The following is a 24,332-nucleotide window of genomic DNA, read 5'->3' as shown; positions in this document are numbered from 1 at the left end:
AGCACAAAAGGAAAAGGCCAGGAATCCTGGCCTTTTTTTATGCCGGCGCTTATTGCTGGTTGGCCGGGATGACCGGGGCCGACCCGGCGTCCATGCGGGCGCTCTCCAGCTCGACCTTGCTCAGGGTGCTGACATTGCTCGTACCTTCGCCCTTCTTGCGCGGGATGTTGCTGCCGGTCGGGACGTAGCGACCGTCGTCGTTCTGGGCCACGTTCTCGCCGGTGGACGGGACGTAGTAGGCGCAGCCGCCCAGCAGGGTGCAGGCCGCAGCGGCCATCAGGAACTTCTTCATCTAAAACGACTCCTTGTCAGAAAAGCGAACGTATGCGCCGCCACGTACGGCAAAGTGCGCGGCGGAAATCAATTGCATCCTGGTATGCATGAGAAAGACGGTTCATTCACATCCAGGCTGCCTGTCTTGCTGCAATCAGTATTTCTTCAGGCCCGTGTTCATCATGATCCGGGCATTCTCCAGCTCGTTCATCTCGGCGGTACCGACCGCTGCAGCGCCAGTCCCCTTGCCCTTGGCGCGCGGGATCGCCGAACCGGTATGCGTAAAGCTGCTGTTCTGCGCCACTTGCTCGCCTGTCTTCGCCGCCGGATCAGTAGCGCAGCCGGAAAGCAGCACACATGCCAGGGCGGCCAGGATGATGGTTTTCATGTCGAGGTCTCCTCCATAAGCTTCGTTCAACTATGCAAACCGCAGCGTTGCGGATTCCGGAAACAGGCGTATCGAGACAGCGTCAGAGCGGTTTGCCGAGGCCGCCCAGGCCGCTGGACTGCATGGCGCGCGCGTTCTCGACGGCCGTCTTGTCGACTGCGGTGATCGGCGCGGCGCCCAGACCGGTGCCGTTCTTACGCGGGATGAAAGTGCCGACCGGCGCATAGGCTTCTTCGCGGGCGACTTTCTCGCCCCTGGTCGTGGGCTCGGTAGCGGCGCAGCCCGCCAGGCTCGCGGCGAGCCCGAGCGCCAGGGCGGTAAACAGCGGTAGGTGTTTCATCGACGTCTCCTGGTAATCGGGAGCGATGGACTGCCATCCTTTGCCCTCGAGTATGAGATATGCATGATTCGCCAGATCGGCAAATAATTACATTAACTATTCTAATGTCACTCGCCCGGCAAAAACCGCTTCAGCCTGTCCTGGGTGATGATTACCCTCTGTGGATAGTGCGGCACAGCGCTATCGAATGAAAAAGCCAGGAGTGCTTTATGCTCCTGGCCTTTATTGAACACTTGCAGCGTGGATCAGGCGCCCGGAGGCGCGCCGGCGACACCGTTCGATTGCATGGCGCGCGCATTTTCGACCTGGGTCTTGTCGACCGCGGTGACCGGCCCGGCACCGAGGCCGCTACCGTTCTTGCGCGGGATCATGGTGCCGACCGGGGCGTAGGATTCCTCGCGGGCGACTTTCTGGCCATTGGCCGGGGTATCGGTGGCGGCGCAGCCGGCCAGGCCGAAGGCGAGGGCGAGGGCGGCGGAAAGCGGCAGATATTTCATGAACTTCTCCTGTCTTGAATGGAAGGTTTGAAGGGGTACTACCTGATACAAACCGCCCTGACCATCTTGATATCGGTGAGGCCGGCAAACACTTTCTCGATCCCGTCCATCTTCAGGGTCAGCATGCCGTCGTCGAGCGCCGCGTCGAGCAGGCTTGACACCCGGCTGTGCTCGACGAGCAGGCGCTTGACGGCATCGCTGCCGAGCATCAGCTCGTGCAGGCCGATGCGGCCGCGGTAGCCCTTGTTGCAGTCGTCGCAACCGACCGCGCGGTACAGGGTGAAGCGGCCATCGGCATCGCCGTGGCGCTGGCGCCAAGCCTCGAGAATCCGGTTGCGCGCCGCCTCGGGATCAGCCTGGTGCGACGCGGTCCCGCGCAGGTCTTCGCAATACTCCGCCAGCAGTGCCTCCACTTCCGCAGGGTCCGGTGAATAGGACTGGCGGCAGGTCGTGCACAGGCGGCGCGCGAGGCGCTGCGCGAGGATGCCCAGCAGGGCATCGGCAAAATTGAAGGGGTCCATCCCCATGTCGAGCAGGCGCACGATCGATTCGGGCGCGCTGTTGGTGTGCAGCGTGGCGAACACCAGGTGGCCGGTCAGCGAGGCTTCGATGCCGGTGCTGACGGTTTCCTTGTCGCGCATCTCGCCGACCATGATCACGTCCGGGTCGGCGCGCAGGAACGCGCGCATGACGCTGGCGAAGTCCAGCCCCGCCTTGCGGTTGACCTGCACCTGGCGCAGGCCCTTCTGCGTGATCTCCACCGGGTCCTCGGCGGTCCAGATCTTGGTTTCCGGCGTGTTCAGGTGGTGCAGGATCGAGTGCAGGGTGGTGGTCTTGCCCGAGCCGGTAGGGCCGCACACGAAGAACAGGCCATAGGGCTTTTCGATCGCCGGCAGCAGGCGGCCGAGGTTGTAGTCGCTCAGCCCGAGCTTGCTAAGGGGAATCGGTTCGCCCGCCTGCAGGATGCGCATCACCACGTCCTCGACGCCGCCGGCCGAGGGGATGGTCGCCACCCGCAGCTCGATGTCGAGCGGGCCGTACTTCCTGAAGCGGATCTTGCCGTCCTGCGGCTTCCTGCGCTCGGAGATGTCGAGGTCGCACATGATCTTGATGCGCGCCACCAGCGCATTGCGGTAGCTCGACGGAATTTCGATGTAGGGCACCAGCACGCCGTCCTTGCGGAAGCGGATCCCGGTCTTGCCCTTGCCCGGCTGCGGCTCGATGTGGATGTCCGACACGCCCTGGCGGTAGGCGTCGACGATGACCTTGTTCAGCAGGCGCACCAGTTCGTTCTCGACCGCCTCCGAGATGTCCGCCGAGGACTCGTGGTCCTCGTCGTCTTCCAACCCCGAGAGCAGCTCGCCCACGGTTTCGCTGCTGCTGCCGGTGCCGAAGAAGGCTTCCAGGGTCTGGCGGAATTCGGCGCGCGTGGTGACGCGCCAGCTGACCTTCGCTTTCGGGAACAGCTGGCCGACGATGCGGCTGGCCGCGGTGCGCTCCGGGTCCACTGCCAGCACCACCAGGCCGTTGGGGCCGTCCTCGAGCGGCAGCCAGCCGTTCTCCTCGACATACTGCGCCTTCAGGTTGCGCAGCAGGTCGACCGGCTTGACGCGCTCCGGCCGGAAGGGCTCGTAGGGCAGCTTGAACCAGGCGGCCAGCGCCGCGCCGATGGCGGCTCGGCGCACGTGCAGCTCGCCTTCCAGCACGTCTTCGAGGTCGGCATCGCGCTCGCGCGCGCGGCGGCCGGCCTGCTCCAGTTCTTCCTGGCTCAGCAGGGCTTCCCGGACCAGCGCGTCGTATTTGCCGCGCATGCGCTGGGGAGCGAGGCGCTGGCTGAGCGCTACCGACAGGGTCTCTCCCAGCTGGCGCACCGCCTCCATCGCGCGCGCCGGGAAGGGGCCGCCACCGCGGTGGTTGATGAACTGGACCACGCCCAGCAGCTCTCCAAGAGCGTCCTGCAGGGGCGCGACCAGCATCTGGCGGGTGCGGTAGCCGGTGCGCTGGTCGACGCCGCGCTGGAACTGCAGCGCGGGCGATATCCGCCGCAGTTCGGCCTCGTCGTAGACGTCGGCGATCGCGACCGCCTGGCGGGTCTGGGCCACATAGCCGGCGATCGACGCGGGGCCGAGCGGCAGGCGCAGCTCGCGCACGGTGGTCAGGCCGGTCTTGACCCGCGAGACGATGTGTTCCTTGTCGGGCGCCATCGCGTACAGGGTGAAGCGGTCGCAGTCGAGCAGGTCGCAGAAATCCAGCCCGAGGTCGAGCATGATCTCTTCGACCCGGGCGGTGGCGTGGATACGGTTGGTGATCGCCTGCAGCTTGCGGAGGAAGACCAGCTGGCCGGCTGTGTCGTCCTGCGCGCGTGCGGGAGCGGGACCACCCATGGGCGCGTTCATCAGAGCGCCACTTCCAGGCCTTCGAAGGCCAGGTGGACCTCGAGCGATCCGAGGCGGTCGCGGTAGCGCGCGGTGACCGCGGCAAAGGCGGCTTCGAGCTCGTCGTCGCTGCGGGTCGGTTCGTGGTGGGTGCAGTACAGGGCGCGCGCGCCGACGCGCAGCGCCATCTCGATGGCGGCGTCGAAGGTGCCGTGGCCCCAGCCGGCCTTGGCTGGGTATTCCTCGCGGGTGTAGGAGCAGTCGACGATCAGGGCGTCCACGCCTTCCATCGCGGCGTCGATGGCGCGCTGGCGATCGTGCAGGTGCTGTTCGAAGGCGTCGAAGGCCGAGTCGCCCGGTGGATAGGGGTTGTGCCAGGGTTCGTGGTCGCCGGTGAAGAACAGCGAACGGCCATTGCAGGCGATGCGGTAGCCGAGGTTGGTGACCGGGTGGTTCATCAGGACGTTGCCCACCACCGCATCGCCCACTTCGATCGGCGCGCCGATGTCCAGGGTGCGGTATTCGATGGTGGCGCCCATCTGCGTTTCGCTGACCGGGAAGTAGCTGTTCTGCAGCTGCACGCCCATCACGTGCTCGATGCCGCTGCGGGTGACCGGGTCATAGGCGCCGTGCAGGCGCACGCGGCTGCCCTTGATGAACAGGGGCGTGAAGAAGGGCAGGCCGTGGATATGGTCCCAGTGGCTGTGGGTGATGAAGATGTTGGCCTGGATGGGCGGACGCGGCGGCGAGGCGAGCAGGTGCTGCGCCAGCGGGAACAGGCCGGTTCCGCCGTCGAGGATGATCAGGGTGCCGTCGTCGCTGCGAACTTCGATGCAGGTGGTGTTGCCGCCGTAGCGCGCGGTACGAGGACCTGGGGACGGTATCGAACCTCGCACCCCCCAGAAGCGGAATTTCATTGGTACTCCCAGCCGGACTATCTGTCTTTGTTATTTTGGAACATCGATCATGATAGCGGCATTGTCCTGAAAAGCGTCCCAAAATTGTAATTTTTCGACACTTCCACCCACGTCCCATATACACCAGGTCGTAACAAAGCTACACTTTCGGAAATTACCAACTGGCAAATAAGTTTCCGTGTGCATATGCTCTAGCCTCATGCATACGGCGTCCCTCCCGGCCGAACCATCATGCAAGAGCTGAATCCCACACAAATCGCGCAACGCCTGCACCAGCTTACGGAAGTCAGCGTGGCGCTGGGAGACACGCACGATACCGCCGCGCTGCTCGACCGCATCCTGCGCGTGGCCAAGCACATGACCGACGCCGACGGCGGCACCCTGTACCGCCCGAGCGAGGACCGCAAGAGCCTGTGCTTCCACATCTCGATCAACGACACCCTCGACATCTACCAGGGTGGCGTCAGCGGCAAGCCGATCGACATCGCGCCGGTGCCGCTCTACGACAACTACGGCAACAAGAACATCGCGTCGGTGGCGGCCTATGCGGCCAACTTCAACCAGTCGGTGAACATCGAAGACGTCTACAAGGCCGACGTCTTCAACTTCTCGGGCATGCGCTCCTTCGACACCGCCTTCGGCTACCACTCGCAGTCGATCCTCACGGTACCGATGACCGACCACGAGGGCGAACTGGTGGGCGTGCTCCAGCTGGTCAACGCCAAGAATCCCGAGACCGGCGAGATCTGCGTGTTCACCCAGACCGACCAGCGCTTCATCGAAGCCCTGGCGGCGCAGGCGGCGGTGGCGCTGACCAACCAGCTCCTGATCCAGCAGCTCGAGAACCTGCTGGAAGCGCTGGTCAACCTGATCAACATCGGCATCGACGAAAAGTCGCCGTACACCGGCCGCCACTGCCAGTTCGTGCCCGAGCTGACCATGATGCTGGCCGAGGCGGTGCACGCCACCCCCCACGGCCCGCTGGCCGGGTTCCGCATGACCGACGCCGACCGCAAGGAATTGTGGCTGGCCGGCCTGCTGCACGACTGCGGCAAGATCACCACGCCCGTGCACGTGGTCGACAAGTCGACCAAGCTGGAAACCATTTTTGATCGCATCCACCTGGTGGACACGCGCTTCGAGGTGCTGCTGCGCGACTGCGAAATCCGTGCGCTGCGCGCGAGAATCGAGCCGGGCGCGAATGCCGAGGCGATCGAGGACCGCCTGCAGTCGGAACAGGCGCGCATCAAGGCCGACCGCGACTTCCTGCGCCACGCCAACGTCGGCGGCGAAGGCATGTCGGTCGAAGACCAGGAACGCGTACGCCGCATCGCCGCGTACCGCTGGACCGGGCCGGATGGACGGGAAGCGGCCTTCCTGTCGGACGACGAAGTGCGCAACCTGACTGTGCGCTTCGGCACCCTGACCGACGACGAGCGCAAGATCATCAACAACCACATCGACGTCACCGTGCGCATGCTGGAGTCGCTGCCGTGGCCGAAGCACCTGAAGAACGTGCCGGAATACGCGGGCGGCCACCACGAGCGCATGGACGGCAAGGGCTATCCGAAAGGCCTGACGAAGGAACAGATGTCGGTGCCGGCGCGCATCATGGCGATCGCCGACATCTTCGAGGCGCTGACCGCCTGCGACCGTCCCTACAAGAAGGGCAAGAAACTGTCCGAGTCGCTGCACATCCTCGGCAAGTTCGCGCTCAACGGCCACATCGATCCGGACCTGTTCGACATTTTCGTGCGCAACCGCGTCTACCTGCAGTTCGCGCACAAGAACATGGATGCGCACCAGATCGACGAGATCGACGAGTCGCAGATCCCGGGTTACCGGCCCTAGGTTCCCGCAGTTGCGATGAAACGTCTTCGCCAGGCTTTTTCCCGGTATGGGGCGCGCTGGGCGCTCGGACTGCTGCTGACGCTTGCCGCCGTGTTGTACGTCCGCGGCGACTGGACCAGCCATACCATCGAGCGCCAGGACACCATCATCGCGGACATGCGCATGCGCCTCGAGCCTTTCGAGCTCGAGCCCGGCATCGTGATTGTCGACATCGACAGCAAGAGCCTGACCGAAGTGGGACGCTTTCCGTGGAGCCGCAACGTGCTGGCCAAGCTGGTCGACCAGTTGACGCGCCATTACGAGGTGGGCGTGGTCGGTTTCGACATTTCGTTCCCGGAGCCGGATACCAGCTCCGGCTATGAGGTGCTGGAGCGCCTGGCCAGAACGGAGCTGAAAGAAGTGCCTGCGCTGCATGACCAGCTCGCGCGGCTCAAGCCGGCGCTGGACTATGACGGCATGTTTGCGGCGTCCATGAAAGGGCGGCCGGTGGTGCTCGGCTTCAACCTGTCGGGCAGCCAGACCAAGGGCGTGCTGCCCGCACCGTATTTCGATACCGATTTCCTGAACGGCCGCGAAGCCTATGCGCATAGCGGCGAAGGCTACGAGGCCAACATCGCGCGCCTCCAGCAGGCCGCGGCCGGCGCCGGCGTGTTCACGGCCGTGATGGATGCGGATGGTCTGGTGCGCTCGTCGCCGGTGCTCTTCCGCATCGGGGACGGCTACTATCCATCGCTTTCCTTGGCCACGATGGCGGCCTTCCTCGACGCCCGGGCGGTCAAGCCGGTCCTCGACACGAACAAGGACGAGATGTCCCAGTCCCAGCGCGACGCCTCCGACTTCGACACGATTCAGCTGTTCACCAGCAAGGCCGGGGTAGTCCGCTTCCCGGTGGGCTACCGAATGACGTCCACCGTCCAGTTTCGCGGTAGTGGCGGGCCGGAGGGCGGAGCCTTTCGCTATGTCTCGGCCAGTGATGTCCTGAAGGGCAAGGTGCCGAAGGAGGTGCTCGAGGGCACGATCGTGCTGGTCGGTACCACCGCGCCGGGATTGCTCGACTTGCGCGCGACGCCGGTGAACGCCGAGTATCCCGGGGTCGAGATCCACGCCAACATGATCAAGTCGATGATCGACGGCCGCTTCAAGGTCCGTCCCGGGGTTGCCGAGGCCCTCGAGGCCTGCCTGGTGGTCGCCGTGGGACTGGTGCTGACCTTCACCTTGCCGGCCCTGGCCCCCGCCTGGTCGGTGCTGCTCGCATCCGGCGTCTTCGTCGCCACCGGCTGGCTGAACTGGTACGCGTACACGGAACACGACCTGGTCCTGAACGTCTTCATCTGCCTGCTCCTGGTCGCGTCCCTGTTCGTGCTGAACCTCGCCTGGGGCTACTTCTTCGAGTTCCGCAAGGGCAGGGCGCTTGTCACGCGCTTCGGCGAATACGTGGCGCCCGAGCTGGTCGAGAAGATGGCCGAGGACCCGCAAGCCTACAACATGGATGGCGAGAGCCGCGAGCTGACGGTCATGTTCGTCGACGTGCGCGGATTCACCACCATCTCCGAGGGCCTCTCCCCGAAGGAGCTGCGCGAGTACATCAACCTGTATCTCACCGCGATGTCCGAGGACATCCGTTCCAGCCACCAGGGCACGCTCGACAAGTACATCGGCGACGCCGTGATGGCCTTCTGGGGCGCGCCCGTCAGCTTTGCCGACCACGCCAGCCGCGCGGTGGCGACCTCGCTCCTGATGCAGGAGAGCGCGGCGCGCCTGAACCGCGACTTCCTGGCGCGCGGCTGGCCGGAGCTCAGGATCGGCATCGGCCTGAATACGGGCCTGATGCACGTCGGCGACATGGGCTCGAAAATCCGCCGCGCCTATACCGTGATGGGCGACGCCGTGAACCTCGGCTCGCGCCTGGAAGGCATCACCAAGGTCTACGGCGTCGGCATTGCGGTCGGGGTGGCGACGCGCCTGGCCGCGCCGGAATTCGTCTACCGCGAACTCGACCTGGTGCGGGTGAAGGGCAAGAACGAGCCGGTCGCGATCTTCGAGCCGCTCGGCAAACCCGGCGAGCTGGCGCCCGCCGTCATCGAGGAGCTGGGGCAGTGGGATGCGGCGCTGGCCCTGGTGCGTTCCCAACAGTGGGACGCGGCGCAGCAGGCCATCGAAGCGCTGGCCGCGGCCAATCCGGAGCGCGGCCTGTACGCCCTCTACCTGGAGCGCATCGCCCATTACCGCAGCCATCCGCCAGGCCTGGACTGGGATGGCGTAACGACCTTCGACACCAAGTAAATCCTATGCAGGATGGCTGTGTCGTTCAAACAACGGAATAGGCCGGGCATTCCCCCTTCCCATGGGGGAAGTTCTCCCTCTCGCCGCAAATTTTCTCCACTGCAACAAAAAGCTCGATAAACTGCCCGTCGAGCATGGTCTTCCTCTATAGATTCATAAGACAACCTTATAAAAACAACAATCTTTAAAGCAAATCCGATGAAACAACGCTTTGCGCGCCTGCTTGCAGGCTCAGTGCTTGCCATGGCCGTCAGCAGTGCCTGGGCCCAGGACGACATCGTCCGCTTCGAGGTCACGCGCTTCGACGTGACCGGGAACACACTGCTGTCCGCCGCCGAAGTCGATGCGGCGGTCGCGCCGTTTACCGGCAAGGACCGCGACTTCGGCGACGTCCAGCGCGCCCTGGAGGCGCTCGAGGCGCTGTACCATGCACGCGGCTACAACGTGGTGACGGTGCAGCTGCCCGAGCAGGAGCTCAACGGCGGCGTGGTGCGCCTGAACGTCCAGCAGACGAAAATTGGCAAGGTCACGGTCGAGGGCAACCGCGCCTTCAGCGTCGAGAACATCCGCCGCAGCCTGCCGGCCCTGCGTGAAGGCGAAACGCCGAACCTGACCCGCGTGTCGGCCAACCTGAAGCTGGCCAACGAGAACCCCGCGAAGAAGGTCAAGCTGAGCCTGGGCAGCGGCGAGCGCGATGAGACGGTCGATGCGCGCATCGAGGTGGCCGACGAGTCCCCGTGGTCGGTGATGGCCAACTTCGACAACACCGGCACCCACGATACCGGCCGCACCCACGCCGGCGTGGTGCTGCAGCATGCGAACCTGGGGGGAAGCGATCACGTCGCCAGCCTGCAATACACCACCACCGTGGAAGAGCCGTCCCAGGTCGCGGTGTGGGGCCTGGGATACCACGTGCCGCTGTATGCGCAAGGCGCGGCGCTCGACCTGTACGCCAGCTATTCCGACGTCGACACCGGCGTGGTCAGCGCCGGCCTGTTCGACCTGGCCGTCAGCGGCCGCGGCGCCGTCTACGGCGCGCGCTACACCAAGGTGCTGGCCAAGCGCAGCCTGGGTGGACGCGAGCTGGAAGGCCGCTTCATCGCCGGCCTGGAAGTCAAGGCCTACAAGAACAGCGTGCTGTTCTTCGACCAGGACTTCGGCAACGACGTCACGGTACGCCCGCTGAGCATCGGCTACCAGGGCCGCGTGGCGCTCGATAACGGCGAAGCCAACTTCGCGCTCAGCGTGCTGCGCAACATCCCGGGCGGATCGCGCGGTTCGCAGGAAGACTTCACGGCCGCGCGCGCCGGCGCCAAGGCCGGCTACAGCGCGCTGCGCCTGGCCGCCGCCTGGAGCCGCGCGCTCGGCTCGAGCGACTGGCTGACGCGCGTGCTGGCCAATGGCCAGTATTCGCCGGACGCCCTGGTGCCGGGCGAGCAGTTCGGCGCCGGCGGCTCGACCAGCGTGCGCGGCTTCGACGAACGCGCCCTGGCGGCGGATTCCGGCCTGGGCCTGAACCTGGAAGCCTACACCCCGAACTTCTGCACCAGGAGCGGCTGGCAATGCCGCCTGCTGGGTTTCTACGACACGGCCTACGGCAAGCGCAACAAGGCGCTGCCGGGTGAACTGCGCAGCACCACGATCGCCGGCGCCGGCGTCGGCCTGCGCTTCTCGGTGGGCAGTAGCCTGAACCTGCAGGTCGATTACGGCAAGGTAGTGAAAGAAGGCGCCCTGGACGGCGCCGACAAGGACAGGCTGCACGTGCGCGTCGGCCTGGCCTACTAGGAGAGAATAGATGAGAAACGGCTTGATTCGTTTATCCCGGGCGGCGCTGTGCGTCGCTGCCTGCTTTAGAGCGCCTAACAATTCCCCCGATGGCTGCGTTGCATCGTCTCGCCGTACTAGCGTACTGTCTTCGACAATGCGCCTTGCCCTCGGGGTTTTGTTAGGCGCTCTTAGTGTGGCGCACGCCGCGCCGACGCTGCCGAAGGTGGTGGCCGGGCAGGCCAGCTTCTCCCAGGACGGCAACGTGTTCTCGATCACGAACACACCGGGCGCCATCATCAACTGGCAGAGCTTCTCGGTGAACGCTGGCGAGATCACCCGCTTCATCCAGCAAAGCAGCGACAGCGCGGTCCTGAACCGAGTCAATGGGCAGGACCCCAGCCGCATCCTCGGCGCGCTGCAGTCGAACGGCAAGGTCTTTCTGATCAACCCGAACGGCGTGGTCTTCGGCCAGAACGCGCGCGTGGACGTGAACGGCCTGGTGGCCTCGACGCTGAACATGAGCGACGCCGACTTCCTGGCCGGGAAGAAGAATTTCACGGCTGGTCCGGGCGGGAACAATGCGGCCGGCAACGTGCGCAACGAAGGCATGATCACCACGCCAAGCGGCGGCAAGGTCTTCCTGGTGGCGCCGAACGTCGAGAACACCGGCATCATCTCGGCCCCGAACGGCCAGGTGGTGCTGGCCGCCGGCCGCAGCGTGCAGCTGGTCGATTCCAGCAATCCCGACCTGACCGTGGTCGTGTCGGCGCCGGGCGACCAGGCCATCAACCTGGGCCAGGTCGTCGCCAGCGGCGGCCGCATCGGCATCTATGGCGCGCTGGTGAACCAGCGCGGCGTGGTCAATGCCAACAGCGCGGTGGTCGGCCAGGACGGCAAGATTATCCTCAAGGCAAGCAAGGAAGCCGTGCTCGAACAGGGCAGCGTCACCAGCGCGATCGGCGCCGGCACGGGCGGCGAAGTCCAGCTGCTGGGCGAGCGCGTGGCCATCGCCGGCAACGCGCAGGTGGACGCCAGCGGCGCCACCCAGGGCGGCACCGTCCTCGTGGGCGGCGACTACCAGGGCAAGAACCCGGCCCTGCCGAACGCGCAGCAGACTTCCTTCGGCAAGGATGCCGTGATCCGCGCCGACGCGACGCAAGCGGGCAAGGGCGGCAAGGTCGTGCTGTGGTCGGACGGCGCCACCACGGCGGCCGGCAGCATCTCGGCGCGCGGCGCCGGGGGCGGCAACGGCGGCCTGGTCGAAACCTCGGGCCGCCAGCTTGCCATCGACGGCATCCGCGTGGATGCGGGCGGCCAGCGTACCGGCACCTGGCTGATCGATCCGACCAACCTCGTCGTCGGCGCCAGCCTCAGCGAACCGGAACTGGATACCACCTACATCCGGGCGGACAGCCTGAAGGCGACCAATGCCGACATCGTTTTGCAGGCCACCGACAAGCTGGACTTCCGCGAAGACCTCGTCGTGGACCACAATGTGCGCGCCGAGGCAGGCAAGACGATGACGGTGGGCGCGGCGGTGAGCTCGAGCGGCGGCAGCATCGACCTGCGCGCGAAGGACAGCATCACGATCACGGCCGGCGGCTCGCTGGCCAGCCCCAACTACATCGACCTGAAGTCGAACCGCATGACGCTCGCCGGGCATATCGGCGGCGTGAACGACGTGCTGCCGGTAATTTCGTTCAACCCCTTCGACAACGATCGCCCCATCTACCTGCGCGGCAGTGCGCCCACGTTCACGCTGGGCCTGGACCCGCAGCGCCTCGGCAGCTTCGGCGCCTACGAGATCAACATCGGCAGCAGCGCCCACAACGGCCCGATCAGCATCGACCAGGAACTGCGCATGGCCGGTAACCTGGTCATCGATACCAGGAACTCGATCAACATCAACGCACCGGTCACCCTGACCGGTTCGGACAGCCAGTTCATCGGCACGCTGCACGAGTCCTTCGGTTCCGTCGCAGCGGTCACCACGTCCGGCGTGCTCACCGCCAGCAAGATCAGCATCCTCGGCGCCGACCAGACCCAGATTTCGGGCCAGCTCAAAGGCGACGACATCGCCATCACCGCCGCCAGCGGCGGCATCCAGATTCGCCGCAACCCCTACGATACCGAGGGGACGTCGCTGAGCACCCGGATCGAAGCCGGCAATTCCCTGAGCCTGCGCGCCGAGGGTGAGCTTTACCAGGACAGCGGCACCCTGGTGAAAGCGCCATCCCTGGTGGTGGAAGGGAGCAGGGTCGAGATGCTGGCCGTGAACCAGGTCAGCACGCTGGCCGGCAGGGCCACTGGCGGCGACGAGGAACAAAAGGGCATGATCTTCCGCTGGAGCGGCGACCTGAAGGTCGGCACGGTCGGCGGCATCTCGGGCTTGCAGTCGGCATACGGTATGAACCTGAGGGGCGACGGCCTGCGCGCCGACCTCAACATCGAGGCTGGCAAGGACCTGGTGATCGACGCCGCGAGCATCTACGGCGCCGGCATGTACAAGGCCGAATCGATGGACCTGCGCTCGCGCGGCGGCATCGGTGAAACCACCAGTGCGCTGCGCACCAGCACCGGCCGGCTGAGCGCGGTGAACACCGCGAGCGGCCGCGCTCCGATCAACGTCCTCAACGACCGCATCCTGATCCTGGACGACGTGGTGCAGGCAGGCGAGGCCAATGCTGGTGCGATCGCGATCGAGACCACCGGCGGCCTGACCGTCGCGGCCACCCCGAGCGGCAAGCAGGGCGTGCGCACCGGCAGCGGCAACATCCGCCTGCACACCCATAGCCCGCTGACCATCGAAGGCAAGGTCAGCACCGAAAGCGGCAACGTGACCCTGATCGCGGCCGACGACGGCCCATTGATCATCCGCGGCGCCGGCCTGGTGAAATCGACGTCGGGCAGCGTCAGCCTGACCGGCGGCACCGTCACCGCCCCCGACGGCAGCGTGCAGGTGTCCGACCCGGGCAAGCTGTCGATCACCAGGACCAAGCCGAACGAAGAGCCGAAGCCGGACCCAGAGCCGGATCCGAAGCCGCCGCTCGACACCTGCCTGGCCAATCCGAATGCCCCGGGCTGTAACGGCGTGATCGAGCAGGCTACGCGTGACTGCATCGGCACCCCCGAAACGCCGCAGTGCCGCGCCGTGCTGCCGCAGCCGCAGACTTGCCGCGACGACCCGACCAAACTCGGTTGCGGCGCGGTGCTGGTGCGCGAATGTATCGTGACCCCGAAAGCCTCGGGCTGCGAGGCGATCCTGCCGGCATGGGGCGTGTGCGAAAAGACGCCGGGCACCTACGGCTGCGCGCCGGTCATCGCCGAGCGCGAGGCCATCGCCCAATGCATCCGCAATCCGAAGGGCGAGGGCTGCGGCAGCACGCTGCCGGTCTGGAACGTGTGTGAAAAGGCACCGGACACCTACGGCTGCGCGCCGGTCATCGCCGAACGCGAAGCCATCGCCCAATGCATCCGGACGCCGAAGGCGGAAGGCTGCGGCGCCACGCTGCCGGTATGGGGCGTGTGCGAGAAGTCGCCGGATACCTACGGCTGCGCGCCGGTCATCGCCGAACGCGAAGCCATCGCTGCCTGCATCAAGAACCCGGGCGCGAGCGGCTGCGGCGAGACCCTGCCGCCGCTGGATAGCTGCCGCAAGGACGGCAGCCTGTACGGCTGCGCGCCGGTGATCGAACGCGCCGAGTTCCTGGCGTGCGTGGCCAACCCGAGCGCCAGCGGCTGCGCGGCGCGCCTGCCGGAGCTCTCGGTCTGCAAAGTCACGCCGGGCAAGGAAGGTTGCGCGGCGGTGCTGAAAGTGACCTTCGACGCCTGCCTGGTCAAGCCGAGCGATCCGTCGTGCAGCGGCATCCTGCCGACCCTGTCGCAGTGCGTGAACGACAAGAGCACGGCCGGCTGCCAGGCAGTGCTGCCGACCCTGCAGCAGTGCATCGGCAGCCCGACCCTGCAAGGCTGCTCGGTGCAGCTGCCGAAGCTGGAACAGTGCGCGGTCAACCCGAGCCTGGAAGGCTGCGTGGCGGTGCTGCCCAAGCCGGACTTCTGCAGCACCCATCCGACCGATCCGAAGTGCGCCGTGTTCAATCCGGCCCCGACCCAGGGCGGCGGCGAATCGAAGAAGCCGGTGGCACAGGTCCAGCAGACCACCGTGGAGCTGCTCAATTCGCGTTCCCCGGCATCGCAGGCCAAGGCGCCGGCGGGATCGAGCGCCGCCGGCACGCCGGATGGCAGCAAGGGCGGCGAGGGCGGCGGCAAGCCATCCGAGCAGTCGGAGAATCAGGCCGGCCCGGCCGCAGGTACGAACACCGGAGTAAAGAATGAAAAGCCAGCTTCAAAAATGTATTGCAACTAATCCGGTGCAGCGCGCGCTGGGCGCGCTGCTGTTCGCGGCGCTGCTCACCGTCGGCAACGCGGCCTGGGCCGCGCAGGTCGCCGGCGTGGTGGCGCGCCTGAGCGGCCCGCTGATGGCGAAGAAGGCGGACGGCAGCGTCAAGGTACTGGCGCTCAAGTCCGAGATCGAAAGCGGCGACACCCTGGTGTCGGAAAAGAATACCTACGCCCAGATCAAGTTCATCGACAACAGCGAGATCACGCTGCGTCCCGGCACCACCTTCAAGGTCGAGAACTTCTCGTTCGACGAGGGCAAGCCGGACGCGGACAGCGCCAGCTACAGCCTGGTGAAGGGCGGCCTGCGCTCGATCACCGGCCTGATGGGCAAGCGCAACAAGGAGAAGTTCTCGCTGAAGACCCCGAACGCGACCATCGGCATCCGCGGCACCACTTTCGTGGTGCAGTACGTGGCGCCGGCCGCGCAGGAAGCCGCGCCGAAGCTGCCGGCATCCGGCGCGCCGCCGGCGCTGCCCCCTGGCCTGCACCTGTCGGTAACCGACGGCGCCATCATCGTGACCAACAACGGCGGCGCGCTCGGCTTCCAGGCCGGCCAGTTCGGCTACGTGCCGAACGCGAATCAGGCGCCGGTGATCGTACCGCCCAACACCAACCTGCAGTTCGTGCCGCCGCCCTCGTTCGACGCGGGCGCCGGCGGACCGCTGGCCGGCAACGGGCCTGCTGCAGGCCAGGGACAGGGACAGGGCGCCGACTGCATCGTGCGCTGAAGCTCAGCGCTGCAATTCAACAAGCCCCGTGCGCCACCGGCCACGGGGCTTTTTTACTGTCAGGAGCGCAGGGCGCGGGCGCGCGCCAGCAGCAGTTCGCGTTCGCGGCCGTTGGCCGTCATGGCGGCGGCGCGTTCGAATTCGGCGCGCGCTTCCTCGACGCGGCCCAGCTTGGACAGCAGGTCGGCGCGCACGCTCGGTAGCCAATGGTAGCCGTCTAGCTTGCCCTCCAGCGCCAGCGCGTCGGCCAGCGCCAGGCCGGCGGCGGGGCCGTCGGCCATCCCGACCGCCACCGCGCGGTTGAGTTCGACCACAGGCGAGGGCTGGACTTGCGCCAGTTCGCCGTACAGTGCGGCGATGGCGTGCCAGTCGGTGCTGTCCGCCACATGGGCGCGCGCATGGCAGGCCGCGATCTCGGCCTGCAGCACGTAGGGCCCGCGCGGCTGCTGCAAACGCGCCGCGCGCTCGAGCGCCGCCAGGCCGCGGCGCAGCAGCACGCCGTCCCAGCGCGAGCGGTCCTGGTCGAGCAGCAGCACCGGGCGCCCCTCGGCATCCAGGCGCGCACCCATGCGCGAGGCCTGCAGTTCCATCAGCGCCACCAGGCCGTGGGCTTCCGGTTCGCTCGGGGCCAGTTCGGCCAGCATGCGCCCGAGGCGCAAGGCTTCGTCCGCCAGGGCGGGGCGCATCCAGTCTTCGCCCGCCGTGGCGGTATAGCCTTCGTTGAAGATCAGGTAGACCGCTTCCAGCACCGCGCCCAGGCGCTCGCCCAGTTCCTGGGGCGGCGGCAGTTCGAAGGGAACCCCGGCCTCGCCCAGGGTGCGCTTGGCGCGCACGATGCGCTGGGCCATGGTGGCCTCGGGCACCAGGAAGGCGCGCGCGATCTCCTGGGTCGACAGGCCGCCCAGCAGCTTGAGCGTGAGCGCCAGGCGCGCATCGAGCGAGAGCACCGGATGGCAGGCGGTGAACATCAGGCGCAGCAGGTCGTCGCCAATGACGTCGTTGCGCGCGGCGTCCAGGCCATCGACGAAATCGGGCACGATCAGAGCCTCCTGGGCTTCGAGGTCGAGCCCGATCTGCTCCAGCTTCTGCTGGAGCACGCGGTCGCGCCGCAGGCGGTCGAGCGCGGCATGCTTGGCGGTGGTCGTCAGCCAGGCGCCGGGCTTGTCCGGGATGCCCTGTTGCGGCCAATGCTCGAGGGCCGACACCAGCGCGTCCTGGGCCAGTTCCTCGGCCAGGCCGACGTCGCGCACCATGCGCGCGACGACCGCCACGATCTTGGCCGATTCGATGCGCCAGACCGCGGCGATGCTGCGTTCGACCTCGGCGTTCATCAAATGGCGACGTCCGCGTCCGCGGCGTCGAGCGCCTGTTCCGGCATGCCTTCCATGTACGCCAGCTCCCACATGTGGCCGTCGAGGTCTTCGAAGCCGTGCTGGTACATGAAGCCATGGTCCTTGGGCGCATTCGGCCAGTTGCCGCCGGCGGCCCTGGCCTTGGCGGCCATGTCGTCGACCGCGGCGCGGCTGTCGCAGGACAGGCACAGCAGCACCTCGGTGCTCTTGCGCGCGTCCGAGATCGCCTTCGGCGTGAAGCCCTTGAAGAAAGTTTCGGTCAGCAGCATGACGTAGATGTCTTCGCTGATGACCATGCAGGCGGCGTCCTGGTTGGTGAACTGCGGGTTGAAGCCGAAGCCGAGCGCACTGAAGAAAGCCTTGCTGCGCTCGAGGTCCTTGACGGGAAGGTTCACGTAGATCTGCTTGTTCATGGCGGTCTCCTTGTTCAGCAGGGCAGGTCGCCCGGTTCGTACAGCTGGCGTACTTCGATCTCGGCATCGGCGAATTCACCGTGCGGGGCGGGGAAGCGGCGCGACCACTCCATCGCTTCCTCGCGCGAACGCACCTGGATCAGGGTGTAGCCGGCGATCAGCTCCTTTATTTCGGCGAAGGGCCCGTCGGTGCTGCTGCGGCGGCCTTCCTGGTAGCGGATGCGCCAGCCGTCGCGGCTGGGACGCAGGCCGTTGGCATCTAACAGGACGCCGGCCCGGGCCAGCTCCTGGTGGTACTCGGCCATCGCGGCGAACAGCGGTTCGCCGGGGAAGATGCCGGCCTCCGTGTCGGCGGTGGCCTTGACGATGATCATGAAGCGCATGTCGGTCTCCTGGTGGTCTCGATGAAAGCGTGTTGGCTGCGTTCATACCTACGACGAAGAGGAAGGACAGGATTCGACATCGCTGCCGGACTTATTTTCCGGCCGTCCGCCTTACTGCTCGTAGCACGGGGCCAGGGCGCGCACTTCCACCGTCGCCCACTCCGCCGCCGGGCACTGCTGGGCCAGTGCGATCGCTTCCTCGCGCGTGTCGACGTTCACCAGGAAGAAACCGCCCACCATTTCCTTGGCCTCGGCAAACGGACCGTCGACGATCCGCGCCTTGCCCGCGGGGACCGTGACGCGCACCGCCTTGTCCTGGTTGGCCAGCGATTCCGCTGCCAGCAGCAGGCCGCGGCTGCGCAGGTCGTCGCGCCAGCGCAGCATGCGGTCGTAGGTGGCACGGCCTTCAAGCTCGTTGCGGGTGGCGCGCTGGCCGATGGGTTCGTGGATCAACAGCATGTGCGGCATCGGAATCCTCCTCGGTGGATTGAACCCGGCTATTCTAAGCTGGCTGCCGACGGCTGGCACGCTGCGGCGCGCAAAGTTTTTTCATTATGCCGTTGGACCAGCCAGCGCACGCCCAGTTGCACGGCCAGCGCGGCCATGGTGGCCGCCAGGAAGGACCGGACGATCCCCTGCGCGGGCAGCAACAGGGACAGCACCACGCAGAACACGGCGAAGGCATAGTAGCCATTCACCATGCCGCGCAGCAGCGCCACTGCGAAGCCGGGGCCGCTCGAGCGGTGCGAGAAGCCGACCAGCACCGTGCTCATCACGGGGAACATGGCGAACAGGCCGCTCAGGCGCGGGCCCAGGCTGGATGCCGCATAGGTGACGCTCAGGGACAGCAGGGCGCCGGCCAGCATGCGCCAGGGCAGGTCGCCGGCAGGCTTGCCGCTCCCTGCCTGCCCTGGTGCAGGCCCAAAGAGGCGTGGCGCCAGCAGCAGCGCGCCCACCACGGCGATGAAACCGGCCCACAGCGGCAGGGACAGGCTTTTCAGGACCAGCACCGCCAGCGCGTAGGCCAGCAGGGCGGCCGTCATCGCGCGCGGCATGCCGAGGTGGGCGCAGCGCGCATAGGCGATGCTGAAGACGAGGATGGCCAGTACGGCCAGCAGGGTATTGGCGCTGGCCGCGGCGGCAAAGGCGGGGCCCTGTTCCAGCGCGATCACCAGCAGGATCGGCCCGGCGACGATGGGAAAGGCGGACAGCCAGCCGGCCACCAGCGGTCCCCAGCGGCGGCCGGCCAGGGTGACGAGGGCGATCAGGGAAGGGACGAGCAGCAGTTTGAGTAAGAAGATCATGCGTGACGAATACAGGGCTCAAATGAAAAACGCCCGCTTTTGCAAGCGAGCGTTTTGGGTGGGGAAGAAACAGGCTTACAGCACGTCGCTGGCGTGGTCCGCCAGGCGCGAGCGTTCGCCGCGCGCCAGGGTGACGTGGCCGCTGTGGCTCCAGCCCTTGAAGCGGTCGACCACATAGGTCAGGCCGCTCGAGCCTTCGGTCAGATACGGCGTGTCGATCTGGGCGATGTTACCAAGGCACAGGATCTTGGTGCCAGGGCCGGCGCGCGTAACCAGGGTCTTCATCTGCTTCGGCGTGAGGTTCTGCGCCTCGTCGATGATGAGGAACTTGTTCACGAACGTACGGCCACGCATGAAGTTCAGGGACTTGATCTTGATGCGCGAGCGGATCAGGTCCTGGGTCGCAGCGCGGCCCCAGTCGCCGCCGTCGCTGTCCGACTTCATCAGCACTTCCAGGTTGTCGTCGAACGCTCCCATCCACGGCGACATCTTCTCTTCCTCGGTACCCGGCAGGAAGCCGATGTCTTCGCCGACCGGCACGGTGACACGGGTGACGATGATCTCGTTGTACTGCTTGGTTTCCAGCACCTGCGCCAAGCCAGCGGCCAGCGCCAGCAGGGTTTTACCGGTGCCGGCCTGGCCCAGCAGAGTGACGAAGTCGCACTCCGGGTTCATCAGGAGGTTGAGCGCGAAGTTCTGCTCGCGGTTGCGCGCCGTGATGCCCCACACATTGTTCTTGTTGTGGCTGTAGTCGCGCAGGGTCTGGAACACGGCGGTCTTGCCGTTGATCTGTTTCACCTGACCATAGAAGGGCGCTTCGCCATTCTGCGGCTCGATGAACACGAACTGGTTCACCAGCAGGGTCGGAATCACGGGGCCGGTCACGCGGTAGTAGGTGGCCGAGCTGCCGTTCTTGTTTTCCTGCCAGGACTCCATGTCCTTGCCATGCTTGTTCCAGAAATCATCCGGCAGCTGGACGATGCCCGAGTACAGCAGGTCGGTGTCTTCCAGCACATGGTCGTTGAAGTAATCCTCGGCCGGCAGGCCCAGGGCTCTAGCCTTGATGCGCATGTTGATGTCTTTCGACACCAGCACGATGGCGCGGCCCGCCATCTTGTCTTCCAGCGCGCGCACCACGCCCAGGATCTGGTTGTCGGCCTTGCCCTCGGGCAGGCCTTCGGGCAGCGGGGCGGAATCCAGGTTGGTCTGGAAGTAGAGGCGGCCGCGTGCATCCTTGTTGCCCAGCTTGGCCAGCGGGATGCCGGCTTCGATCGCATCGTCGTCGACGTTGGCGATCAGGGCGTCGAGGGTGCGCGCCACCTGGCGGGCATTGCGCGCGACTTCCGACATGCCCTTCTTGTGGTTGTCGAGCTCCTCCAGCGTCATCATCGGCAGGTAGACGTCGTGTTCCTCGAAGCGGAACAGCGAGGTCGGGTCGTGCATCAGCACGTTGGTGTCGAGCACGAAGACCTTGCCGGCGCCGGCCTTGTCGGCCTTGCGGCTGGTGGAGGACTTGACGGTGACTTCGACCGGCTTGTGCTTGACCGGATGCGGCTGGTCGGCATCGGTCTCGCGCAGGCGCGCGCCGACGCCGTCCTTCGACTTGCGGGCCGGGCCTTTCGCCAGCGGCGCTTCGCCCGTCGGCGCTTCGGCGGCCGGGGCGTTGACGGCATTCACCGGTGCGGTGCCGGTCACGCCGGCGGCGACGGCGTCGTTCGCGGCCGGGGCGGTCTTGGCCTTGCGCGCCTTGCTCGCCTTCGGCGTGGGCACGGCCTGGCCGCTGATCAGTTCTTCGAGGTCGGCGTCGGCCTTGGCGGACGCGGGACGCACGGGCGACTTGCCCGGTTCGGCTTTCGGATAATCTTTGGCCAGCAGCATGGTCGCTGGCTTGCTAGGCATTTTTGGCAGTGGCATCAGGTTCTCGATTCGAAAAAGTTCTTGGATGGACGCGCGGGCGCAGCACGGGGCGCGCCGCTGCACGGAAACGATGCTACTTGGGAGTGGTGCTGCGGGTTGAGCTGCAGCCGGAGGATGCCGGTCCGGCGGCAGTCGGGAGAGTGATGCTGATGAGATGCTCTGTGACTCAAAATAGGTGGCAATGTCCAGCAAAGTTACAGGAACTGGGTTGCTGGAGCCATCCGTTATTCAGGGCTGGCTCTTCAGAAATTCCAGCACTTCAGCCACGTGGTCGTTGACTTTCACGCCACGCCATTCTTTCACCAATCGGCCGTTAGCGTCAATGATAAACGTACTGCGCTCAACGCCGCGCACTTGTTTGCCATACATGTTTTTCATCTTCATGACAGCGAACTGGTTGCACACCGCTTCCTCGGGATCGGAAATCAGTTCGAAGGGCAGGCCGAGCTTGCCCTTGAAGTTCTCGTGCGAGCGCAGCGAGTCGCGGCTGATGCCGTAGATTTCGGCGCCGGCGGCCTGGATTTCCGGATAGGCCTCGCGGAAGGCGATGCTTTCGGTGGTGCAGCCCGGCGTGTTGTCCTTCGGGTAGAAGTACAGCACGGTGTACTTCGCGGGACGGCCGGCCAGCTCGAAGGTCTGGCCGCTGGTCATGGGCGCGGAAAAATTCTCGACGGTTGCTGCAGTTGGGCTCTCGGCCACGGGATTCTCCTGGCGTATCATGGCGGCGTTCACTACCGGTCCCGGCGAAGCAGGAGCGGATACCAGAATGATAATCGGGGCCGCCTTCTCTCGCCAGTCCTGTATGGATGGGTTCTGGAACGCGATATGGGTCGGCTATGCCATTTTTTCAAGATGCCAAGATGAAATTATTGTCAGCATTTTTTACAACATGGCGCCCTGGCTGGCTTAACTGCTTGTTTGGCAACGATGTTTTCCTGGCGCCGCCGCCTAACTGCGGGCCAGCAGGACCACGCCCAACACGATAACGCCGAGCGCCAGCATGCGTTGCGGTGAAATGACTTCCCCCAGGAACATCCAGGCGCCGATGGCGCCGATCACATAGCCCAGCGAGAGCATCGGGTAGGCGACGGTGACGTCGGTGCGCGAGAGTCCCAGGATCCAGACCACCAGCGAGATGCCGTAGCACAGCATGCCCAGCACGATCGGCCATTGGGTGGCGACCTTCAGGCCGGTGACGAACCAGTTGTCGCGGGTGAGGTGGATGGCGCCGCCGAGGGCGTTGGTGCCGGCCTTGAGCAGGAGCTGGGCGGCCGCGTTCAGGATGACGCCGGTGATGATGAAGGCAAAAGCCGATGGATTCATGTCGTGATTAGTATGGGCTGGCCGGGCGCAAGCGGGCCCGCCGCCGCCTGGGCGGAAAGGCCGGGCCGCCCGAAAAACTCAGGCCGCAGGTGGAATGATCAGGGCCAGCGTGACCTTGCGGCCTTCGCCCATCAGCACGTTATAGGTACGGCAGGCAGCCTGGCTGTCCATGCTTTCCACGCCCACGTGCATCGCGGACAGGCTGGCGACCAGCTTCGGATGGACGAAGCGCTGGCGTTCGCCGGTGCCGAGCACCACGACGTCCGGCGCATCCTTTGCGATTTCCTCGAAGTGGGCGGCGCTCAGGTCTTCGAAACGCGCCACATTCCACGGACGCGGCGCCATTTCCGGCATCACGGTCAGGCTGTAGTTGAAGCGTTGGGCGTTGATCTCGACCCCGCTGGCGTCGTAGCCGGTGACGGTCTGGTACTGCTGGGTATTGTCGGAATGGAGCTTCATCGTATCGCGCATTTGCATTGAGATGGAAGCGGCCATTGTAACCGCGAGAGGCGAGGTTGCTTAAATCGGGCGCTTTCGGCAGAATGGTATTTTTCGCACTGCAACATAGCGCCACAGAACAGGGGACCCCTTGCGACCGATCCTGAAATCGAACAAGCTGGACGACGTCTGCTATGAAATCCGTGGCCCGGCCCTGGAAAAGGCCCGGCAGATGGAAGACGACGGCCAGAAGATCATCAAGCTGAACATCGGCAACCTGGCCGTGTTCGGTTTCGATCCGCCCGACGAGATCGTGCACGACATGATCCGCAACATGCACGGCGCGGCCGGCTATACCGACTCGAAAGGCATGTTTGCGCCGCGCAAGGCGGTCATGCACTACACCCAGGGCAAGAACATCGCCGGCGTCGGCATCGACGACATCTACCTGGGTAATGGCGCCTCCGAGCTGATCGTTATGGCGATGCAGGGCCTGTTGAACAACGGCGACGAAGTGCTGGTGCCGGCGCCGGACTACCCGCTGTGGACCGCGGCGGTGAGCCTGGCGGGCGGCAACCCGGTGCACTACGTGTGTGACGAGCAGAGCGGCTGGCTGCCGGACATCGAGGACATGCGCAAGAAGATCACGCCGAATACGCGCGCGATCGTCGTCATCAACCCGAATAACCCGACCGGCGCCCTGTACCACCGCGAAGTGCTGCTCGAGATCGTCGAGCTGGCGCGCCAACACGGCCTGATCATCTACGCCGACGAGATCTACGACAAGACCCTGTACGACGGCGAAGAGCACGTCTCGATCGCCTCGCTGGCCGACGACGTCCTGTTCCTTACCTTGAACGGCCTGTCGAAGAACTACCGCTCCTGCGGCTACCGTGCCGGCTGGATGGTGGTGTCGGGCGAAAAGCGCCACGCGAAGGGCTATATCGAGGGCCTGAACATGCTGGCCTCGATGCGCCTGTGCGCCAATGCGCCGGGTCAGTACGCGATCCAGACCGCGCTGGGCGGCTACCAGAGCATCGCCGACCTGGTCGGCCCCGGTGGACGCCTCCTGAAACAGCGCGACCTCGCGCACAAGCTGCTCACCGATATTCCGGGCGTGTCCTGCGTCAAGCCAAAAGCGGCGCTGTACATGTTCCCCCGCCTCGATCCGAAGATGTACCCGATCACGGACGACCAGCAGTTCATCTGCGAACTGCTGTCCGAGGAAAAAGTGCTGCTGGTGCAAGGCACCGGCTTCAACTGGATCGCCCCGGACCATTTCCGGCTGGTGTTCCTGCCTAATTCCGACGACCTGACGGATGCCTGCGGCCGCATCGCGCGCTTCCTGGACGGTTACCGGCGACGCCACGCGCGTTAAGCCG

General features: G+C 65.7%; 21 protein-coding genes. 6 read left to right on the top strand and 15 right to left on the bottom strand.

Annotation, left to right across the window (positions count from 1 at the left end):
- Positions 1-49 precede the first annotated feature (49 nt).
- The 6 genes from LK539_RS01385 to LK539_RS01360 form a co-directional block, all read right to left on the bottom strand.
- Complete coding sequence (locus LK539_RS01385; RefSeq protein ID WP_227799118.1) at positions 50-292, bottom strand: hypothetical protein; 243 nt, start codon at positions 290-292, stop codon at positions 50-52.
- A 135-nt stretch (positions 293-427) separates the two neighbouring features.
- A complete protein-coding gene (locus LK539_RS01380; protein ID WP_227799117.1) occupies positions 428-661 on the bottom strand; it encodes a hypothetical protein in 234 nt (77 codons plus the stop codon).
- Between the two features lie 82 nt (positions 662-743).
- Positions 744-1,001: a hypothetical protein gene (locus LK539_RS01375; RefSeq protein WP_227799116.1), complete on the bottom strand. Its 258-nt coding sequence runs from the start codon at positions 999-1,001 to the stop codon at positions 744-746.
- Positions 1,002-1,246: 245 nt separating this feature from the next.
- Positions 1,247-1,498: a hypothetical protein gene (locus tag LK539_RS01370; RefSeq protein ID WP_227799115.1), complete on the bottom strand. Its 252-nt coding sequence runs from the start codon at positions 1,496-1,498 to the stop codon at positions 1,247-1,249.
- Positions 1,499-1,536: 38 nt separating this feature from the next.
- Positions 1,537-3,894 (bottom strand): GspE/PulE family protein, encoded by a 2,358-nt coding sequence (locus LK539_RS01365; protein ID WP_227799114.1) that lies wholly within the window; start codon positions 3,892-3,894, stop codon positions 1,537-1,539.
- On the bottom strand, positions 3,894-4,790 hold the full coding sequence (locus tag LK539_RS01360) for an MBL fold metallo-hydrolase (protein ID WP_227799113.1): 897 nt from the start codon (positions 4,788-4,790) through the stop codon (positions 3,894-3,896). The genes LK539_RS01365 and LK539_RS01360 overlap by 1 nt, the downstream gene beginning before the upstream one ends.
- Positions 4,791-5,021: 231 nt before the next feature.
- On the opposite strand from LK539_RS01360, the gene LK539_RS01355 reads away from it, so the two are divergent.
- From LK539_RS01355 to LK539_RS01335, 5 genes are all read left to right on the top strand, one after another.
- Positions 5,022-6,641 carry an HD family phosphohydrolase gene (locus tag LK539_RS01355; protein ID WP_227799112.1) on the top strand — a complete coding sequence of 540 codons (1,620 nt, stop codon included), beginning with the start codon at positions 5,022-5,024 and terminating at the stop codon, positions 6,639-6,641.
- Positions 6,642-6,656: 15 nt separating this feature from the next.
- The gene (locus tag LK539_RS01350; RefSeq protein WP_227799111.1) at positions 6,657-8,924 is read left to right on the top strand and encodes a CHASE2 domain-containing protein; all 2,268 of its coding nucleotides are present in this window, start codon (positions 6,657-6,659) and stop codon (positions 8,922-8,924) included.
- Between the two features lie 198 nt (positions 8,925-9,122).
- Complete coding sequence (locus LK539_RS01345; protein WP_227799110.1) at positions 9,123-10,709, top strand: ShlB/FhaC/HecB family hemolysin secretion/activation protein; 1,587 nt, start codon at positions 9,123-9,125, stop codon at positions 10,707-10,709.
- A gap of 175 nt (positions 10,710-10,884) precedes the next feature.
- Positions 10,885-15,057, top strand: coding sequence for a filamentous hemagglutinin N-terminal domain-containing protein (locus tag LK539_RS01340; RefSeq protein WP_227799109.1), 4,173 nt, complete (start codon positions 10,885-10,887; stop codon positions 15,055-15,057).
- On the top strand, positions 15,023-15,820 hold the full coding sequence (locus LK539_RS01335) for a FecR domain-containing protein (RefSeq protein WP_227799108.1): 798 nt from the start codon (positions 15,023-15,025) through the stop codon (positions 15,818-15,820). Before LK539_RS01340 ends, LK539_RS01335 begins: the two co-directional genes overlap by 35 nt.
- Before the next feature lie 59 nt (positions 15,821-15,879).
- Here LK539_RS01335 and LK539_RS01330 read toward each other — a convergent pair whose 3' ends face one another.
- The 9 genes from LK539_RS01330 to LK539_RS01290 all read right to left on the bottom strand — a co-directional run bounded on the left by LK539_RS01330 (position 15,880) and on the right by LK539_RS01290 (position 22,971).
- On the bottom strand, positions 15,880-17,151 hold the full coding sequence (locus LK539_RS01330; RefSeq protein ID WP_227799107.1) for an RNA polymerase sigma factor: 1,272 nt from the start codon (positions 17,149-17,151) through the stop codon (positions 15,880-15,882).
- Entirely contained in the window at positions 17,151-17,585 is a 435-nt protein-coding gene (locus LK539_RS01325) for a VOC family protein (protein WP_227799106.1), read from the bottom strand. Before LK539_RS01325 ends, LK539_RS01330 begins: the two co-directional genes overlap by 1 nt.
- Positions 17,586-17,599: 14 nt before the next feature.
- Positions 17,600-17,968 carry a YciI family protein gene (locus LK539_RS01320; RefSeq protein ID WP_227799105.1) on the bottom strand — a complete coding sequence of 123 codons (369 nt, stop codon included), beginning with the start codon at positions 17,966-17,968 and terminating at the stop codon, positions 17,600-17,602.
- Between the two features lie 111 nt (positions 17,969-18,079).
- Positions 18,080-18,436 (bottom strand): YciI family protein, encoded by a 357-nt coding sequence (locus LK539_RS01315; RefSeq protein ID WP_227799104.1) that lies wholly within the window; start codon positions 18,434-18,436, stop codon positions 18,080-18,082.
- A 29-nt stretch (positions 18,437-18,465) separates the two neighbouring features.
- Positions 18,466-19,272, bottom strand: coding sequence for a hypothetical protein (locus LK539_RS01310; RefSeq protein WP_227799103.1), 807 nt, complete (start codon positions 19,270-19,272; stop codon positions 18,466-18,468).
- A 75-nt stretch (positions 19,273-19,347) separates the two neighbouring features.
- A complete protein-coding gene (locus LK539_RS01305) occupies positions 19,348-21,186 on the bottom strand; it encodes a PhoH family protein (RefSeq protein ID WP_227799102.1) in 1,839 nt (612 codons plus the stop codon).
- Between the two features lie 231 nt (positions 21,187-21,417).
- Positions 21,418-21,909, bottom strand: a complete 492-nt coding sequence (locus LK539_RS01300; protein ID WP_267877660.1) for a peroxiredoxin — start codon at positions 21,907-21,909, stop codon at positions 21,418-21,420.
- 228 nt (positions 21,910-22,137) lie between these two features.
- Positions 22,138-22,512, bottom strand: a complete 375-nt coding sequence (locus LK539_RS01295; protein WP_227799100.1) for an SMR family transporter — start codon at positions 22,510-22,512, stop codon at positions 22,138-22,140.
- Between the two features lie 78 nt (positions 22,513-22,590).
- Positions 22,591-22,971: an Mth938-like domain-containing protein gene (locus LK539_RS01290; protein ID WP_227799099.1), complete on the bottom strand. Its 381-nt coding sequence runs from the start codon at positions 22,969-22,971 to the stop codon at positions 22,591-22,593.
- Positions 22,972-23,101: 130 nt separating this feature from the next.
- On the opposite strand from LK539_RS01290, the gene LK539_RS01285 reads away from it, so the two are divergent.
- The gene (locus LK539_RS01285; protein WP_227799098.1) at positions 23,102-24,328 is read left to right on the top strand and encodes a pyridoxal phosphate-dependent aminotransferase; all 1,227 of its coding nucleotides are present in this window, start codon (positions 23,102-23,104) and stop codon (positions 24,326-24,328) included.
- Positions 24,329-24,332 lie beyond the last annotated feature (4 nt).

Origin of the sequence: Massilia sp. IC2-476 (assembly GCF_020707295.1) — a bacterium.
Classification (GTDB): Bacteria; Pseudomonadota; Gammaproteobacteria; order Burkholderiales; family Burkholderiaceae_D; genus Telluria.
Note: the sequence above shows the minus strand (reverse complement) of the source record. Positions and strands in the feature narration are given on the sequence as shown.

Bases quoted from the DNA above. Each gene is read 5' to 3' on its own strand.
- LK539_RS01315 (WP_227799104.1), bottom strand. From the start codon at position 18,436: ATGCCGCACATGCTGTTGATCCACGAACCCATCGGCCAGCGCGCCACC.
- LK539_RS01385 (WP_227799118.1), bottom strand. From the start codon at position 292: ATGAAGAAGTTCCTGATGGCCGCTGCGGCCTGCACCCTGCTGGGCGGC.
- LK539_RS01350 (WP_227799111.1), top strand. From the start codon at position 6,657: ATGAAACGTCTTCGCCAGGCTTTTTCCCGGTATGGGGCGCGCTGGGCG.
- LK539_RS01335 (WP_227799108.1), top strand. From the start codon at position 15,023: ATGAAAAGCCAGCTTCAAAAATGTATTGCAACTAATCCGGTGCAGCGC.
- LK539_RS01325 (WP_227799106.1), bottom strand. From the start codon at position 17,585: ATGAACAAGCAGATCTACGTGAACCTTCCCGTCAAGGACCTCGAGCGC.
- LK539_RS01370 (WP_227799115.1), bottom strand. From the start codon at position 1,498: ATGAAATATCTGCCGCTTTCCGCCGCCCTCGCCCTCGCCTTCGGCCTG.
- LK539_RS01310 (WP_227799103.1), bottom strand. From the start codon at position 19,272: ATGATCTTCTTACTCAAACTGCTGCTCGTCCCTTCCCTGATCGCCCTC.
- LK539_RS01300 (WP_267877660.1), bottom strand. From the start codon at position 21,909: ATGATACGCCAGGAGAATCCCGTGGCCGAGAGCCCAACTGCAGCAACC.
- LK539_RS01355 (WP_227799112.1), top strand. From the start codon at position 5,022: ATGCAAGAGCTGAATCCCACACAAATCGCGCAACGCCTGCACCAGCTT.
- LK539_RS01375 (WP_227799116.1), bottom strand. From the start codon at position 1,001: ATGAAACACCTACCGCTGTTTACCGCCCTGGCGCTCGGGCTCGCCGCG.
- LK539_RS01330 (WP_227799107.1), bottom strand. From the start codon at position 17,151: ATGAACGCCGAGGTCGAACGCAGCATCGCCGCGGTCTGGCGCATCGAA.
- LK539_RS01290 (WP_227799099.1), bottom strand. From the start codon at position 22,971: ATGAAGCTCCATTCCGACAATACCCAGCAGTACCAGACCGTCACCGGC.
- LK539_RS01305 (WP_227799102.1), bottom strand. From the start codon at position 21,186: ATGCCACTGCCAAAAATGCCTAGCAAGCCAGCGACCATGCTGCTGGCC.
- LK539_RS01320 (WP_227799105.1), bottom strand. From the start codon at position 17,968: ATGCGCTTCATGATCATCGTCAAGGCCACCGCCGACACGGAGGCCGGC.
- LK539_RS01295 (WP_227799100.1), bottom strand. From the start codon at position 22,512: ATGAATCCATCGGCTTTTGCCTTCATCATCACCGGCGTCATCCTGAAC.
- LK539_RS01360 (WP_227799113.1), bottom strand. From the start codon at position 4,790: ATGAAATTCCGCTTCTGGGGGGTGCGAGGTTCGATACCGTCCCCAGGT.
- LK539_RS01345 (WP_227799110.1), top strand. From the start codon at position 9,123: ATGAAACAACGCTTTGCGCGCCTGCTTGCAGGCTCAGTGCTTGCCATG.
- LK539_RS01365 (WP_227799114.1), bottom strand. From the start codon at position 3,894: ATGAACGCGCCCATGGGTGGTCCCGCTCCCGCACGCGCGCAGGACGAC.
- LK539_RS01380 (WP_227799117.1), bottom strand. From the start codon at position 661: ATGAAAACCATCATCCTGGCCGCCCTGGCATGTGTGCTGCTTTCCGGC.